14 protein-coding genes are annotated in these 15,997 nt (G+C 63.9%); 4 read left to right on the top strand and 10 right to left on the bottom strand.

Features of this window, described 5'->3' with window-relative positions:
* Genes AC1RKI_RS05500 through AC1RKI_RS05490 form a run of 3 tightly spaced genes read left to right on the top strand, consistent with a single transcriptional unit; the run spans nucleotide 1 to nucleotide 3,310 of the window.
* Complete coding sequence (locus AC1RKI_RS05500) at nucleotides 1–1,437, top strand: glycosyltransferase family 4 protein (RefSeq protein ID WP_492880797.1); 1,437 nt, start codon at nucleotides 1–3, stop codon at nucleotides 1,435–1,437.
* A gap of 17 nt (nucleotides 1,438–1,454) precedes the next feature.
* Nucleotides 1,455–2,420: an NAD-dependent epimerase/dehydratase family protein gene (locus AC1RKI_RS05495; RefSeq protein WP_492794589.1), complete on the top strand. Its 966-nt coding sequence runs from the start codon at nucleotides 1,455–1,457 to the stop codon at nucleotides 2,418–2,420.
* A 17-nt stretch (nucleotides 2,421–2,437) separates the two neighbouring features.
* On the top strand, nucleotides 2,438–3,310 hold the full coding sequence (locus AC1RKI_RS05490) for a glycosyltransferase family 2 protein (protein ID WP_244785878.1): 873 nt from the start codon (nucleotides 2,438–2,440) through the stop codon (nucleotides 3,308–3,310).
* Between the two features lie 44 nt (nucleotides 3,311–3,354).
* Here the strand turns inward: AC1RKI_RS05490 and AC1RKI_RS05485 are convergent, their stop codons facing one another.
* From AC1RKI_RS05485 to AC1RKI_RS05460, 6 genes are read right to left on the bottom strand one after another with little or no spacing between them, the layout of a single operon-like run.
* Complete coding sequence (locus tag AC1RKI_RS05485) at nucleotides 3,355–4,251, bottom strand: glycosyltransferase family 2 protein (protein ID WP_492794591.1); 897 nt, start codon at nucleotides 4,249–4,251, stop codon at nucleotides 3,355–3,357.
* Nucleotides 4,232–5,587, bottom strand: a complete 1,356-nt coding sequence (gene wzy, locus AC1RKI_RS05480) for an O-antigen polysaccharide polymerase Wzy (RefSeq protein ID WP_170292663.1) — start codon at nucleotides 5,585–5,587, stop codon at nucleotides 4,232–4,234. The genes AC1RKI_RS05485 and wzy overlap by 20 nt, the downstream gene beginning before the upstream one ends.
* Nucleotides 5,580–6,815 carry an MATE family efflux transporter gene (locus AC1RKI_RS05475; protein WP_244785872.1) on the bottom strand — a complete coding sequence of 412 codons (1,236 nt, stop codon included), beginning with the start codon at nucleotides 6,813–6,815 and terminating at the stop codon, nucleotides 5,580–5,582. The genes wzy and AC1RKI_RS05475 overlap by 8 nt, the downstream gene beginning before the upstream one ends.
* Nucleotides 6,806–7,624, bottom strand: a complete 819-nt coding sequence (locus AC1RKI_RS05470; protein WP_170292662.1) for a glycosyltransferase family 2 protein — start codon at nucleotides 7,622–7,624, stop codon at nucleotides 6,806–6,808. The genes AC1RKI_RS05475 and AC1RKI_RS05470 overlap by 10 nt, the downstream gene beginning before the upstream one ends.
* A gap of 2 nt (nucleotides 7,625–7,626) precedes the next feature.
* Nucleotides 7,627–8,787: a glycosyltransferase gene (locus AC1RKI_RS05465; RefSeq protein ID WP_492794593.1), complete on the bottom strand. Its 1,161-nt coding sequence runs from the start codon at nucleotides 8,785–8,787 to the stop codon at nucleotides 7,627–7,629.
* Nucleotides 8,784–9,833, bottom strand: coding sequence for a glycosyltransferase family 4 protein (locus AC1RKI_RS05460; RefSeq protein ID WP_492794594.1), 1,050 nt, complete (start codon nucleotides 9,831–9,833; stop codon nucleotides 8,784–8,786). Before AC1RKI_RS05460 ends, AC1RKI_RS05465 begins: the two co-directional genes overlap by 4 nt.
* Nucleotides 9,834–10,027: 194 nt before the next feature.
* Between AC1RKI_RS05460 and AC1RKI_RS05455 the strand changes: the two genes are divergently transcribed.
* Entirely contained in the window at nucleotides 10,028–11,092 is a 1,065-nt protein-coding gene (locus AC1RKI_RS05455; RefSeq protein WP_244785866.1) for an MraY family glycosyltransferase, read from the top strand.
* A 22-nt stretch (nucleotides 11,093–11,114) separates the two neighbouring features.
* Here AC1RKI_RS05455 and AC1RKI_RS05450 read toward each other — a convergent pair whose 3' ends face one another.
* The 4 genes from AC1RKI_RS05450 to AC1RKI_RS05435 are packed head-to-tail and all read right to left on the bottom strand — an operon-like array spanning nucleotide 11,115 to nucleotide 15,917.
* Entirely contained in the window at nucleotides 11,115–12,209 is a 1,095-nt protein-coding gene (locus AC1RKI_RS05450; protein WP_150982566.1) for a glycosyltransferase family 4 protein, read from the bottom strand.
* On the bottom strand, nucleotides 12,206–13,447 hold the full coding sequence (locus AC1RKI_RS05445) for an oligosaccharide flippase family protein (protein WP_341247908.1): 1,242 nt from the start codon (nucleotides 13,445–13,447) through the stop codon (nucleotides 12,206–12,208). Before AC1RKI_RS05445 ends, AC1RKI_RS05450 begins: the two co-directional genes overlap by 4 nt.
* Complete coding sequence (locus AC1RKI_RS05440; RefSeq protein WP_492794597.1) at nucleotides 13,432–14,565, bottom strand: glycosyltransferase; 1,134 nt, start codon at nucleotides 14,563–14,565, stop codon at nucleotides 13,432–13,434. The genes AC1RKI_RS05445 and AC1RKI_RS05440 overlap by 16 nt, the downstream gene beginning before the upstream one ends.
* Before the next feature lie 32 nt (nucleotides 14,566–14,597).
* Nucleotides 14,598–15,917 (bottom strand): sugar transferase, encoded by a 1,320-nt coding sequence (locus AC1RKI_RS05435; RefSeq protein WP_150982564.1) that lies wholly within the window; start codon nucleotides 15,915–15,917, stop codon nucleotides 14,598–14,600.
* Between the last annotated feature and the right edge of the window lie 80 nt (nucleotides 15,918–15,997).

The raw sequence follows: 15,997 nt of genomic DNA, 5'->3' as shown, positions 1-15,997 counted from the left end.
ATGATGCGGATTCTGTTCTGCTGCGAGTTTTATTACCCCAGTGTTGGCGGGGTACAGGAAGTCATGCGCCATCTGGCGGAGCGTCTGGTGCAACGCGGCCATCATGTGACGGTGGCCACGACGCGACTGGCCGAGCGCGACTTTACATCGCATAACGGTGTGGAAATCGTCGAGTTTGGCATCACGGGCAATGCAGTCCGTGGGATGCACGGCGAGCTGGACCGTTACCGCGACTATGTGAAGGCGTTCGACGGCGACGCCATCATGATCAAGGCCGCGCAGCAATGGACGTTCGACGCGCTGTGGCCTGTGCTGGACCAGATCCGCGCGCGCAAGGTGTTTATCCCGTGCGGTTTCTCGGGATTGTACGAGCCCACTTATTCGGGCTATTTCGAAGCGCTGCCCGACGTGCTGCGCCAGTTCGATCATCTGATTTTCTATGCCGAGCGCTATCGCGACATCGATTTTGCGCGCCAGCACGGACTCGAGCACCGCACCATCCTGCCCAACGGCGCTTGCGAGGTGGAATTTTCCGTGCCGCGCGACAAGGAATTCCGGAGCAGGCATGGCATTCCCGAAGACAGCTTCGTCTTTCTGACCGTTGGCAGCATTACGGGCGTCAAGGGGCACAAGGAAATCGCCGAAGCGTTTGCGCGGCTGCGCAACGGGCGCCGCAAGGTCACGCTGATTCTGAATGGCAACCCGCCGCCGGCACCCGCGGTCGTCGTCACGCCGCCGCAGGAAGCGACGCAGGCGCCGCGCAACGACGTGCAAAAAGTGATCGGTTTCCTTGGCGGACGGGTGCGCCGCGTAGCGGGACTGGCCTGGCGATCATTCGGGGTGTTGCGACGCGAAGGCCTGCGCGGTGTGCGCTCGCGCATCTACGCGCTGGCGGCGGCGCAACTCGATGCGGCAGGACATCTGCACTGGTTGCCGCATCGCATGCGCAAGGCGGCCGATCCTATCGGCTACTGGGTGGACCGTGCCAGCCGACAGCAGAACAAGCAGGTACTGCAGATCAACCTTGGCAGGCGGGAACTGGTGCAGGCCTACATGAATGCCGACCTGTTCGTGTTTGCGTCGAACATCGAATACTCGCCGCTGGTGCTGTTCGAAACCGCCGCGGCAGGCACTCCGTTCCTTTCGGTTCCGGTAGGCAACGCCGACGAGATCGCGCGCTGGACCGGGGGCGGCGTCATCTGCGACGCGCCGAAGGACGAGCGCGGTTACACGCGGGCCGATCCGGAACGCTTCGGCGCGGAGATGAAACGTCTGATGAACTCGCCCGCCGAGCTCGACGTGTTGGGTCACACGGCGCGCGATCGCTGGCAAGAGCAATTTACGTGGGCGAAGATCGCCGATCGTTATGAGGCGATCCTGCAGGGCGCTGTGACCGCGCCGACGCGGGAAACGCTGACCGAACCGACGGAAGGCTGAAGATCAGGTCCGCATCCATGACAAACAGTATTCAACGAAATACACGCGCGCGTTGCTGCGTGATTGGCGGCGCGGGATTCATCGGCGCATGGCTGGTGCGCGAACTGCTGGCGACGGGGCGCGAGGTTTGCGTGCTGGGCCGGCGTCCGACACGGCCGGCAGCGCTGCCTGCGGGCGCCGAATACACACCGGTGGGGGAGGGCGCGATCGACTGGCCCGCATTGCTCGCGGGCGCCAACGAGATTGTCGATCTGGCCTATGCAACCGTACCGCAGACCAGCTACGCCGATCCCGTTTACGACATTCTGGCCAATCTGCCGCTTACCGTCGGCCTGCTCGAGGCCACGCGCAACCTGCCGCTGCGCAGGATGATCGTGGTGTCATCGGGCGGTACGGTATACGGCCACGTCGATTCGCTGCCCATTTCTGAAAGTGCCCCGACCAATCCCGTGTCGCCATATGGCATCACCAAACTCACGCAGGAGAAGTACGCGCTGATGTTCCACCGGCTGCATGGCGTGCCCGTCAGCATCGTGCGGCCGGCCAATGCCTATGGACCGGGCCAGCGAGCCTTCACCGGGCAAGGGTTCATCGCAACGGCGATGGGCGCCATTCTCAAGCGCGAGGAAGTGACCGTGTTTGGCGAAGCCGGCACCATCCGCGACTACATCCATGTGGCGGATGTCGCGCGCGGCATTCTGGCGGTGCTCGACGGCGGGGATGCAGGGCAGGTTTACAACCTCGGCACCGGCGTCGGCCGTAACAACCGCGAAGTGCTCGCGGCGCTTGAGCCGCTGGCCGCAAGGCACGACCTGCCGGTGCGGATTCGCCTGGCGGCGGCGCGCGATTTCGATGTCCGTGCAAACGTGCTGGACAGCACGAAGTTGCGCGAATGCTCGGGATGGGCGCCGGCGGAAGATTTCAACCAGGGGCTGTCTTCCATGTGGGACGCCATCGCCAGCGACATGGAAGGGCAGGCATGAACCCTGTGAATTCGGCAATGACTCCAACCGTTTCCATTCTTCTTCCCGCCTGGAACGCCGAGCGCACGCTGGGCGTCGCGTTATGTTCGCTGCTGTCTCAGACGTACTCGGACTTCGAGGTGCTATTGCTCGATGATGGATCGAGCGACGGTACGGTTGCGGTGGCGCAGGCGTTTGCCGACCCGCGCGTGCGCGTGTTGCGCGACGGACGTCGTCTGGGATTGGCGCGCCGGCTGAACATGGGGATCGAGCTGGCACACGGCCGCTATCTCGCCCGCATGGATGCCGATGACGTCAGCTTTCCGGAGCGGCTGGCACGCCAGGTGGCTTTTCTCGATGCGAATCCGCAGATCGATCTGGTGGGCTGCAGGGCGGTGGCGTTCCGCAGCGACGGCGAAATTCTCGGCATGCTGCCTTTTGCGGGCACCCATGAAGCCATGTGCGCGCGACCGTGGCGTGGCATTCCGCTGCCCCATCCGGGCTGGATGGGACGGCGCGAGTGGTTTGCGCGGTTCCGCTACGGGCTGCCCGAAGTGATGCGCGCGGAAGATCAGGAACTGCTGTTGCGCAGCCACAAGGAGAGCCGCTTCGCCTGTCTCAACGAGGTTCTTCTCGGTTATCGCCAGGGGTACTTCGACCTGCGCAAAACATTGCTGGCGCGCCGGTCGCTGCTGGCGGCCCAGCTCAGGTATTTTGTGCGCGAGCGCGAGATCGGCTACGCGGCGGGCGCCCTTGCGTTGACGGCCGCGCGTGTCGCGGTGGACCTGGTTGCGGCGCTGCCACGGGCCGACAAGCTCTATTTCGTGCGGATGTCCGAGTGCGCGCCGACAGAAGCGGTTCATACGCTGCGCCACAGTCTTGCGCATTGCGCATCGGGCACGCCCGGCTAGCTGAAAGCGCCTGGCGCCGGGCTGCCTTGTCGGGCGCAGCTTTCCTATCGTGCGGACAGCTTGCGAGCCATCGCGCTGCCTACTCGCGACAGTACGGCAGCGACGCGACCCTGGACGTACCAGCCCAGCATCATGGCCGCGTTGCAGCGCGCGTCCGCCACCTTCAGTGCCTGCCGGTTTCGGAACAGGAAGCGCGCGGTGTTGTAGAGCGCGTAGCTTTCGTAGGACAGCCGCCCGCGCCCGCGCGCACCGCCGGTCGCTTGAGACGGCGGCAGGTTGATCTGCACGGCGCGCGGCTCGTAGACAATCTTCATGCCGCGCGCCCGCGAGCGTACGAGGTAGTCGGTTTCTTCCCGGTAGCAGTTGCCCACGTAGCCTGTGTCGAAATCGATTGCCTTGGCGGCGTCGGTGCGGATCAGGAACGATGCGTGGCACACCGGTACGTCGATGGGCCGCGATGCCGCCGCGGCGAAGTCGAACTGCAGGCGATCGAGCCGCACCACGTCGTCGGCATTGCCGGCGACGTTCCGGCGTCGCATCACGGCCTCATCGGTGTCCCTGTCGTCGCGCAGGTAAAGCGCGGAGGCTCCCACGATATCGGCGGACGTTTCCGCCGCGGTCAGCAGCAGCCGCGCCATCGCGCCGGGCTGCAGGATGGAGTCGTCGTCGCCGAAGTACACGTACTCGGTCTGCGCCAGCGCCTTGCCCCGGTTCTTCGACGTCGTCTGCTTGCCATTGACCGCGTTGCGCAGATATGTGACCTGCGGATGGCGCTGCATCAACTGCCGGGCCACCTCGGGCGTATCGTCCGGAGAGCAGTCGTCCACCAGAACGAGCTGCGCCACTTCAGGCTGCAGATACGATGCGATGGTCTGCGGCAGCAGATGGGCGCGCTTGTAGGTCGGGACGACCACCGTCACCTTAGGCTGGCTGTCTGACATGGTGGATCTTGGCAATGACGTAGACGATTGCGGCAAACAGCAGTGCCTTGCACATCGGCACGACGAAGAAGAGCTGGTTTTCGCGCGGGATCAGCAGGAAGAAGGGCAGCGTTGCCGCCAGAATGAACAGGCCCAGCGGCGCCATCCTGGCTACGCGATAGAGCACCTTGAGCACGCCGCCTGTGAAAGCACCCGCCAGCAGCGGTCCGACCAGCGGCGTGTACAGCATCGATTCGGCCACCGCCGAGCCGCCCATGCCCTTGCCGTTCAGGTACATTTCCGCATCGACGATGAACGACAGCCGATGCGCGAGGCTGGCCGTCTGGTGCGCGAATTCCAGCGTCTGGCCCGTGGGCAGGCTGCCGAAGGTGCGATGGTAGCCATCGATGAAGATCGCAAAGGTCGATTGCAGGCCGTCCACGACCGGCGTGAACTGCGCGATGTGCTTGAGCGTGGACACCACGAAGATCAGACTCACGCCCTGGCCGTAGAAAAAGCCGAACAGTGTCTCGAACGGATCGCCGGTCAGCGCAGTGGTAATGGGCATGCCGATTCGCACGCGACCCACCACGTCGGCCAGCAGCGCCATGCTGAATACCGCGGCGCCGGCTTTCCACCAGGACACGCGGATGTCCTGCGTCGTCACCAGCAGCCACGTCAGGCCGATGATCTGCGCCATGGGAATGCCGCGGGCGCCCTTGAACATGTCCAGCGCGCAGAGCAGGATGCCGACCGCGTATCCGGCGAGTGCCGGGCGCAGCCGCGGGCGCGACGCCAGGTAGGCGAACACGCACAGGATCAGCCAGCCGCCCAGCGCGTAGGGAATGCCGCCGGGACCGCCGTACTTGTACATTGCCAGGTAGTCGCCCGTGCGCCACGTGTCGACGTTGATGTAGACCCGATACAGCGTGAACGGCAAGATCGCCAGGCCCATGCGCAACGCGATTGTGCCAAGGTAGCTGTCCTCGCGGCGGGGCAGATCGCCAAGCCGGCCAGCCACAATCGCAATGCCGCAGAGGAACAGACAGATCGCTGCAAGCGCCTTGGCGACGAGCACCTCGTCCATCGGACCCATCAGAAACCAGTCGCCATAGCGATAATCGGCCCATCCGGCGAAGTAGGTAATCAGGAAACGGCTCAGCAGGAACAGCGTCGTAGTGGCGCAGATGAGCATCGTTGGATTGAACCGGCTGGTGGCCGCATGACTGACCCTGTACATGCATGCGAAGAACGTCAATGCGGTCAGCGGAGCCTGCCAGGCGAGATCGCCAAAGGCGCCGCTGATCAGATTCGCAACCGCCAGAAGCAGTATCGCGAGTAACGACAGCTCAGGCATCCCGGACTCCAAGAAACAAAACGAAAGCAACCACCAGCAGTACGAGGTTTGCCAGTGCATAGGCCACGGCCGCACCTGCGAGGCCGCTCATGCCGGTCAGTATGTAGGTGGCCAACACGAAGCAGGCCGAAAAAATCAGCTCGAGCGCCCAGGAAAAACGCAGATTTCTCTGGTAAATGAAGAACGCCACGAACGGCATGGCCAAGGCTTTGAACGCGTCGCCAAGCAGTTCGATCCACAGCAACGGGGCGATGCCCGAAAAGGCATCCGAATACAGCGTGCGCACCACGACGTCGGCAGCCTGCCAGAGGATGGCCGCACCCACGGCAAAGCCCAGGGCCACCAGCGCCGCATATGTCGGCAGGCGCGACTTGAGCGACCGGCCAGGCGCGCCGCTGCGAAACACTTCCGGAAGCAGCACGAAGCTGACCACGGCCTGCGCCATGGCGACAACGGCATCCGAAATGCGGAACATGCCCTGCCAGAGCCCCGCCGCCTCGGGTCCGACGCGCACCGAAACGACTTCACGCACCGTGATCACGGCCGCCGTGCCGACCACCGCCGGCGCTAGCGCAATCAACACATAGGGCGCCAGCGCGCGCGCCGCGGCCATGCCGTCGGACAGCGACGCCAGGCCGCCGTGCCAGCGGGTGCGGGTGAATGCGGCAACCGCGAGCCAGGCGACGAGCGTGGCGGCAAATCCGGCGATCAGGGCATGGACGGCGCTTTGCACCGAGCCCGGCGTCACGAACCACCAGTAGCTGGCAAGCGCCGCGATGCCCGAGAACGCCAGCACCAACGCGTTCAGCCTCGAGCGGCCTTGCGCCAGCACGCTTGCCTGGATCTGCAGTGCAAGTCCGGCCAGCAGGCCAAGCGCCAGCGCCGCCAGCGGACCAAGCGCCTGCGCGCCGCTGACGATACCCAACTGCCGGAAGCCGCTGTGCCACACCGCGATCAGCACCGGTACGCAGAGCGCAAACAGCATCCCGCCGTTCAGCCACTGGTCGCGCGCGCGCTCGTCCTGAGTTGGCGTCGAGAGCCGTGCCACGAGGCCCTGCGCAATGCCGCCGTTCGAGAAGGTGGTGTAGAGGGTGGCCAGGCTGAAGACGTTGCCCCAGGCGCCAAAAGCGATGGGGCCGAGCTGGGTCGAGAGGATCTTGTTGGCGGCAAGGCCGCAGAGCAACTTCAGTAGAACGCCCAGACCCGAGATCAGGGCATTCAATGCCATGGAGGCGATGCCAGAGTCTGGTGCGGGCTGGCGATGCGCGCCATCAGCCGCGATGTCATGGCGTTTAACAGGTAGCTGGTTAGGAAGAACGCCGACGTGATCTTGCCGAACCCTTCCATGGTCCGCATGATGAACCAGACGGAATGGGCGGAGCGAATCTTGTTCGACGAAAAGGACCGCTTGCGAACGCGGTACCACGCCAGCGTTTTCGGCAGGCGTTCACCACGCAAGCCACCTTTGATGAGGATGGCCCATGCCGCGAAGTCCTCGGCGACATGGCCGGGCGGCATGGCGGGAAACACGCCGTCGCCGGCGATGTCGCGCTTGAGCATTACAGCCAGACACCCGACGCCGCGTCGCGAATTATGAGAAAACAACGTCAATCGATTCGGCCCGCATATTTTCGATATTGGCCGGCCGCTGCCGTCTTCGAACGGAATATAGTCGTGGTAGCTGAAATCGAGATCGTGTTCGCGCATAAACCGCACCTGCTGCTCCAGTTTATGTGCATCCCAGATGTCGTCGGCATCGAGAAATGCGACGAATTCGCCCTCGGCTGCCGCGATTCCGATATTGCGCGCGCGCGCGGGGCCATATGCGACCGGATTGGTAATGATTCGAATACGTGAATCGGACGCGGCGAGGCTGGCCAGGACGGAGGCCGTCTCGCCATTGGAGCCATCGTCGACCAGAATCCACTCAAAATCGGTCAGGCTCTGCTGCAGAATCGAGCTGGCAGTTGCGCCGATATACTTTCCGTCGTTATGAACGGGTGTAATGACGCTAACCAGTTTTTTTGCGCTCGGCATGGTCATTGTGCAGGGAGAAGCAGTTCAAGCCGCCTGGTTTGCGACGCATGCGAGTATAAAGCATTGAATGCTGCGGTTGCAGCATGCCGGAGTGGCGAGAGATCCCGGGTTTGTAAAATTCTGTGAAGTGTGCTCGCCATCTCCGAGGCATTTTCCACCACGCAAATTGCACGGCAGAATTCGGTGTCACTCAGTGCGGCGTCATAGCCAACCGCCGCATTCGGCATGCAAATCACGGGCAGCCCAAATGACAGCGCTTCCGCCACCTTGGTTTTCATGCCGCTGCCCCAGCTGACGGGTGCCAGGTAGACGGTGGCGCCTGCAAAGGTCTGCGCCATGGCTGCCGGCGAAGGCCCGTCCACCACCGTCAGTCCGGGGTAGCCGGCCGCCATTTCGGCCGCCCGTGCGCCTGCCACGACGAAGTCCGCCCGCACGTCCGATATTCGGGAAAACAGTCGAGCCACCTCGGCAAAATCACGCAGGGCGCTTTGATTCGGTTCGAACCCGAAATGTGCCGTAAAGAGAATTTTCGGGATGCTGGACGCGCCGCCGGCGCCCGCTTCGCCCGACTCACCCGGCGGCAGCGAAATCGGCAATATTCCGGTGCGCCCGGGCGTGCCGTATTGGCGATCAAATAGCGCGCGATCCGCCTCGGTGATAAATGTCACGAAGTCGGCAAAGCGGCTCGGTGCTTCCGCGCGACGGATCAGCCAGGTATCGACGGCATTGCTTACCTGTCGTAACACATTTCCTTCACGATGCTGGCGTTTTAGCTCGGCCTCGACGTTGTCGCTCAGGATGCCATAGGTCTTGCCCGGCATTTTCCTGCGCATTTCCGCCATCAACCCGCCGCAGCGCGAATTATGGAACAGCACCACGTCGGCGGTGCGGGCGTGGCGCATCAGCAGCGGGCGATGGGTAATCAGGTACGTGGGGTAAAGGCGCAGCCGCGCGACGACGTCGCGGGTTTTGTTCTTTTCGAGATATACGCGTTGGCAATGGGACGGGAAATCGAAAATCTCGCCGTCTCCCATGTCCTTGCTGACGACCGTGACCTGGCTTACGCCCCGCACGCCGCAAAGCGCCTGTGCCAGCGATCGCAGGTAGAGCCCGCCTCCCGATAGTTCCTGCAGGCCGTTGGGTGAAATCAGCAGAACCTTCACGAATTCAATAATTGCAATTGGGCGCGGAGCTGATCGCAGAACCGCGCAATGGAAAAGGAGCGCGCAATCAGGGCATGCATCGCGGCGGGATCGGAATGCTGACGCAAACGGGCGAAAATCCCGGGCGCCTGCTCGAAGAAGGCCGCGGAGTCCGCTGGCAATTCGCTGACCCATGGCACACCCTGGCGCAGGAATACGTCGCACGCGCCGACCCGCGTGCCCAGTACGCTGACGCCCGAAGCCAGTGCCTCGAGGGTCACCAGCTCAAACCCTTCGAACAGCGAAGGGAAGACCATCACGTCGATTCGGTCGTAGAACTCGCCCATCCGCTGCGGCGCGAGGCCCGACATGATCGTGACGTTGGGCAGGCCTTGCAGCGCGGCCGGCGCGTCGCTGGTGGTGGCGATGGTCAGTTCGACATCGCGCTGGGTGCCGACCCAGCGGGCAATATCGATCAGGTATGGCAGTCCCTTGCCATACTCGAGCCGGCCGGCAAATCCGAGCCGCACCCTGTCGCCAACGAACTTCGGCCGCGGATGGAATACGGACGCGTCGATGCCGTTATGAATGACCGTGCATTTTTCGGCGGGCACGTCATGCGCTTCGACGCAAATGTCGCGCACCGCTTCCGAGACGCAAACCACCCGGCGCGCGCGGCGCATCGTCATGCCTTCCAGCAGCGCCAGCACCCGCATGCCCAGAAACCGGTTACCCGATCCGGCAAGCGCCCGAATATAACCGGTGGCCGAGCCGTGCACGATTACTGCTTCGGAGGGGTAGACCGGTGTGTACGACGAATTCGAAATGGTCTCGAACCTGTGTCCCGATATTCGGCGCACCCACAGCCAGGCAGAAGCGGCCAAAGGAAACAAAAACTGGGTAATGCGCTTGCCGCGCAGGAACTGTGGTAAAACCGTTGCTTCGTCAACTAGTGCTACTTGGGCCCCGTGGCGGATCAGGTCATTTTGGAGCAGATGGACCACACGTTCGACTCCGCCGGTATTTTTGACCCCGTTACGCGATACAAGATAAATAGGCAAGAGCATGGACGAAACCGAAGTGGCGCGTGTGCCGTGCACAACGCTGAGGGCCGGCCCCACTATCGGAGCATCATGATGTGAAGTTTAATGTTGGCTGCGCGCGCACCTGGCTGCGGCGTGAACCCGGCACATTCTACGCGAATCGTTTTTGCGCGAAAAAAATCGCAACCTTCGCGCTGCCGATACAGATCTGAGTTTCCATGTTCGAATTTTTCTGGCTCCCCGCGATCTCGGCCATGCTGAGCGCGGGCGCTGTACTGATCCTGCGGCCGTTGGCAACGCGCGGCGGCCTGCTTGACCACCCTGGCGGCAGGAAGCGGCACGAAGGATCCACGCCGCTGGTGGGCGGCATGGCGATCCTGATTGCGTTATGGATTTCCAGCGCAATGTTCGTGCGGGGCTACGATCACTACACCGCGCTCTATATCGGCCTGACATTGCTGGCGCTGGTCGGGCTTTTCGACGACCTCAACGGCGTGTCGCCGCTGAGCAAGCTGGCGTTTCAGTTCTTCGCGGCGATTCTGATGACGTCGTGGGGCGAGGTGTATCTGCACTCGCTGGGAGACCTGCTGTACAAGCGCGACGTGATTCTCTACGCCTGGGGCATCCCGCTCACGCTGCTGGCCACGCTGTCTGTGGTCAATGCCATCAACATGACCGACGGCATGGACGGCCTGGCCGGGGGCTTGTCGTTGATCGTGTTCGCATGGTTTTCGTGGCTGGCGCATGACGTGGGCAACCCCGGGGCGCTGCGGATCTGCCTGCTGATGTGCGGCGCGATTGCGGGCTTCCTGCTTTTCAACATGCCGAGTCCGCTGCGTCAGCGGCTGGTGTTCCTCGGCGACGCCGGCAGCCTGCTGCTTGGCTACGGGATCAGCTGGTTCTCCGTCGAACTGTCGCAGAAGGAGTACAACCCTGGCGGCCACGTGCCACCGGCGGTGATGCTGTGGGTGGTCGGACTGATCCTGATCGACCTGCTGGCCGTCGTGATCCGGCGGGCGGTGCAGGGCAAGAATCCGCTTTCGGCCGACCGCACCCACCTCCACCATCTGCTGCTGCGCATGGGTTTCAGCACCAAGCAAACCGTCTGGTTTCTGCTCGTGGGCAATTTCGTGCTGGGCCTGATCGGCGTGGTCGCGTGGAAAAAGGGCGTGCCGGAGTCGATCATCTTTGCCGGCTTCCTGCTTTTTACAGGCCTCCACTTGCTGGTGATGCAACGGGCGTGGATCGTCATCCGCTGGGTGCGGCGCATTCGCTCGCGCTAGTCGCCCGCGGCATGGCCGGACGTCATGCCCGGGCCGCCACGTCCCGCAGAAGCGATTCCCATTGGCCAACTATTTGGTCGACGGTGTGTGCCCTGGCCGTCTGCCGGCCGCCATCAGTCAGCCGATGCCGCAAAGGTGGGCTGTCCATGACATCGAGCAGCCCCGCCGCGAGCGCGTCCGCCGAATCCACGGGTACGACGCGCGCGTTGACACCGTCCTGCAGCAGCGACCTGGGCCCGGTGTCGCAGGCGGTTGCCACCACCGGCAGGCCATGCGCCATCGCCTCCAGAAGCACCAGTCCGAATCCTTCATAGCGCGAACTCAGGCAGAAGACACTGGCGCCGCGATATGCGGTTTCCACGTCGCGCCGCGCGCCGGGCATCGACACGGTGTCACCGATGCCAAGCTCCTCGATCAGCGTCTGTAATGCCTGCCGTTCCGCACCTTCCCCGACGATCTCGAGCTGCCAGCCGGGTGCGGCGACAACGACTGTCTTCCACGCGCGCAGCAGCACGTCGAAGCCTTTTGCCGGCACCAGGCGGCCCACCGCAAGGACTTTGCGTGTGTTGCCCGCCGCGGGTTCGGCAGGCAGGTCGAAGGGCAGCGGATTGGCGATGGCGCGCACGTCAAATGCGTGCCGGATCGCCGTGCGCCAATGCGCTTGATCTGCGGCCGTCAGCACCACGATGGCCGACGCGGTGCGCGCCGCAAGGCGACGCGCTACGCGCCGCAATGGCTTGCCCAGGTCCTCGCCAAAATGACAGTGTTCCCAGCCAATGCGGCGCACGCCGGTTCGGGCCAGGGCGGGCAGGGTGAACAGCGTCAACATCGGATCGACTTCGATCATGATGTCGATGCCGTGGCGCCTGGCGTCCTCGCGGATGCGTCTGACTGCGGTCAGGTAATGGCGCTTGAACGACGGCCGCGTGTCAAACAGGGCGCGCAGTTCCACATCCGGATGCAGCGCGAAACATGTCGTGGGATCGAACAGACTGACGATGTGAACCACGTAGCCGCGCGCGGCGAGCGCGTTGGCGACAACCGCCGTCATCCGCTCGGCGCCGGCGTACGCGTTCATCGTGCCCGTCAGGAAGCAAATGACCGGCGTCTGGCTCATGACTGCTGTGTCCGGCGTGCGTACGCCCATGTGACGATGCCGGCCAGCACTGCCAGCGCACCAGATGTCGCATATCCCAGGATTGCCCCGCGCGCGCCGAGTCGCGGAATGGCAAGCAAATCCACGGCAACGGTCGCCGCGCATGCGAGCGCCCACTTGGCTGCGATCCAGCGCGGCTTGCGCAGATAGGCGGCCAGAACGGTGAAGCCGACGTCGGCGAACACCAATGGACTCGCCAGGATCGCGAGTTGCATCAACACAATGGCATCCGCAAAGGCCGAGCCGTAAAGCAGATGTACGATCCACGGCGCCATTACCGCCAGGACGATGGCGCCGGCCGCGCCTACGACGGCCAGGAAGAGTGCGAGTTTGCCAACGTTGGCAATGCCGGCGGCGCGCTCGCTTTTTGCGTACACGAATAGCGGCGCGATGCCGCTGGCCAGGATACTGCCCAGCGCCGTGAAGTTGTCGACGATCTGCATCGACGCGGCATAGGCGGCAAACTCCGCGGCCTCGACATGCGGATGGAGAATCAACTGGTCGATGCGCCGTGCCGCCATCATCAGCATGAAGCTGACCCAGAACAGCGCACCGTCGTGCAGCAGTTGGCGGCTCAAATTGAGGTCGATCGGCACACGCGAAACCGGCATCCGCCGGCGGTAAAGCGCGCAAAGCAGGATGGCGGCAAGCACCGGTTCCAACACGAACGCCGTCGCATAGGCGCCCGTCAGCTCGATGCTGCACAGCGCCAATACGATGACCGTGCCGACCTTCAGGGCCAGCGCCGCAACATTGATCAGTACGACGGGCCGGGTTTCGGTGCGCGCCTGCATCCAGGCGATGACCACGCCGAAGGGTTCGCGCAACAGGATAGCCAGGCCAAGAATCAGCGCGGGCCACCAGTTCCGCGCTGGCTGACCGGTGGCGGCCAGGAAGCCGGCGACCAGGGCGTAGCCGCCCACGCCCGCCAGCAAGCGCAGCCAGAAGACATGTACGAGCAAGCGGTGCTGACGTGTGGCGTCGCTTAGTGCAACCAGTCTCGGGATGACCACTTCGCCGCCACAGATCAGTGCGACCGATGCGCCAATGAACACGAGCGACTGCGCGTACTGGAAGGCGGCGAAGCCGTCAGTGCCAAGTGTGCGCGCCAGGATTGCAACGACGCCGACACCCGCAAGCACCTGCGCGCCCCGGTCCAGCAGCATCCAGCCGACATTGCCTGCTATGCGCCGGCGCATGGATGGGCGTGGCCGGTGTGGCCGCGCGAGGGGGCGCTGAGTTCGTGGTAGAGCGCCAGCCACCGATCCGCGGCGGCCGCGATGCCGAAATGCGTGACGATGCGTTCGCGGCCAACCCGACGGTCGGCGGAAGCCGTGTCCACCGTGGCCAGCGTGCGCAGCATGGCGCGCGCCAGCGCATCGGTATCCCCCACCGGCACCATCGCGCCGACATCGCCCAGCAACTCGGCCACGCCGGGTGCCGATGTGGCCACGACCGGACACTCGCAAGCCAGGGCCTCGCCCAGCACGAGCGGCATGCCCTCGATGCGCGACGATAGCGCGAAGACGTCGGCCGCATTCAGCAGCGCTGGAATATCGTGACGCGTGCCCAGCAGCACGGCCTGGTCCTGCAGGCGATGATGGGCGATCCGCGCTTCGAGCGCGGGCCGTTGCGGCCCGTCGCCGGCAATGAACAGCCGCGTCGGCGTGGAGCGGTCCAGGCGTGCAAACGCATCGATCAGCGCCGCCTGGTCTTTCTCGGCGGCAAGGCGGCCGATGTTGAGCACCATGCGCGTTCCCGCGCCCAGTCCAAGCTGCGCGCGTGTCTGCTCGCGCAGCAGCGCGTCGGGTCTGAATTTGTCCGTGTCGATGCCGTTGTACATCACGCGCACGCGGTCGCCCGTCACGGCGCCGGCCCGTATCATCTCGGCTCGGCTGGACTGGCTCACCTGCGTGGTGAGCGTGCACCAGGTGTTGGTCAGCCGATACAGCGTCATGCGCAACCGGCCGCCTTCGGAAAAGCTGTGCGCGGCGCAGATCAGCGGCGGCAGAGCCGCCACGCGCGTCAGCACGCGGGCGAACATGTTGGCGTGGAACATGTGCGCGTTGACGATGTCCGGCTGCCAGCGGCAGGCAAAGCGGCGCGCCGCCGCGAGGGCCAGGGCCATCGAGACCGGCGTCTTGCGCATGTCAAGCATCAGACGCTCCACGGCGTCCGGCATCGGCACTTCGCAATCCGGGGTGAGGCTGATCAGGGCCACGCGGTTGCCTCGATCGAGGAATTCACGCGCCAGCGCGGCGACCTGTTGTTCGGCGCCCCCCATGCGCAGGCCCGTGGTAACCAGGAGAATGCGCAAGGGTCGTTCAGTGGCGGAAAACGCGTGAAGGGTCAACGTGCACCGTAGCCGGTCAGAAGGGTCCGCAAGGTCTTGATGGCAATCAGCAGATCAAGGGCGAACGAGCAATGCTTCACATAATAGAGGTCGTAGCTGAGCTTGGTGACCGTTTCCGCGTGCGTGCCCACGTAACCCTGCTGAACCTGCGCCCAGCCCGACAGGCCGGGCCGGACCAGGTGGCGATACGGATAGTAGGGAATGCTCTGCGAGAACTGCTCGACCATCGGCACCTGCTCGGGGCGCGGCCCGATCAGGCTCATGTCGCCGATCAACACATTCCACAACTGGGGAATCTCGTCCAGCCGGTATTTGCGGATGATGCGGCCGACGCGGGTGACGCGCGGATCCTGCTTGGCCGCGAACTGCGCCGGAGCGTCCGCATCGGTGGTCATGCTGCGGAATTTCAGCATGACGAAGTGCCGGCCAAACAGGCCGACGCGCTGCTGGCGGAACACAACCGGTCCGGCCGATTCCAGCCGTACCGCGAGGGCCGTCACGATGCTCAGCGGCAGCGCGATCGGCGCCAGGCAAAGCACCGCAACGATGTCGAGCAGTCGCTTGAAGAAACCGTAGAAGTAATGCTTGGCGTAGTCGTCGAGAAAATTCTCATCGATATGTGCCAGACCGACGCGGCCGGTCAGCATCTCGCCGATACGTTCCACCGAATAGAGCCGCACATGCGTCATTTTCAATTGCGACAACTTGCGCGTGCGGTCGGGGTCGGCCGTGGCGTTGCGATCGACCATCAGCGCATCGCATCCGGTGGCGTCCTTCAGCGAATAGATTTCCTCGAGCCGATGCGGGCTCGGCGGCGCTGCGCCCGGCATGCTGAGAATGCTCTCAAGCTGGGTGAGCGCTGCCTGGTCCGAGTACCCGAACGTCGGAATGTAGTTGCGCACGAACAGGCGGTAGCCGATCCAGGCCCACGCAAGCGTGCCGAAGTAGCTGAACAGCAGGGCGACGCGCGAATACTCGAGCCTGACGATTGCAAACCCGACCAGTAACCCCGCAAACGACAGCGTTACCGACAGGCCAACCAGGCTGTTGCCCTCTGCCGCGGGCAGGTGCAAGGACCGCAGCGTGAGCACGAATGCGAAAAGGTATGCAACGCAGGACCAGATCAGGGTGCGGGTAAACAGGTTGGTGACCAGGCCGGTCGACCGGCGCAGCATTTCCGCCCCAAGAATGGAAAGACCCAGCAGCACCAGTCCAAGTAGCGCCCACCCCACCATGCGGCTGGCCCGGCGGATGATTTCGGATCCTCGGGCGCGTACTGCAGGCGCTGAGCGGGGAATACTATTTGTTTTCGTCATTCGCGATTCTAGCCTTGCGTCCACCGCTCACCCCGGTCGTCGGTGCCATGGATTTACAAATATTTTCAATCTGAAACCAA

The sequence above is a fragment of the Cupriavidus sp. GW822-FHT06G04 genome, assembly GCF_058799075.1.
The sequence above is the reverse complement of the archived record's forward strand: the minus strand, read 5'-3'. Positions and strand labels throughout refer to the sequence as shown.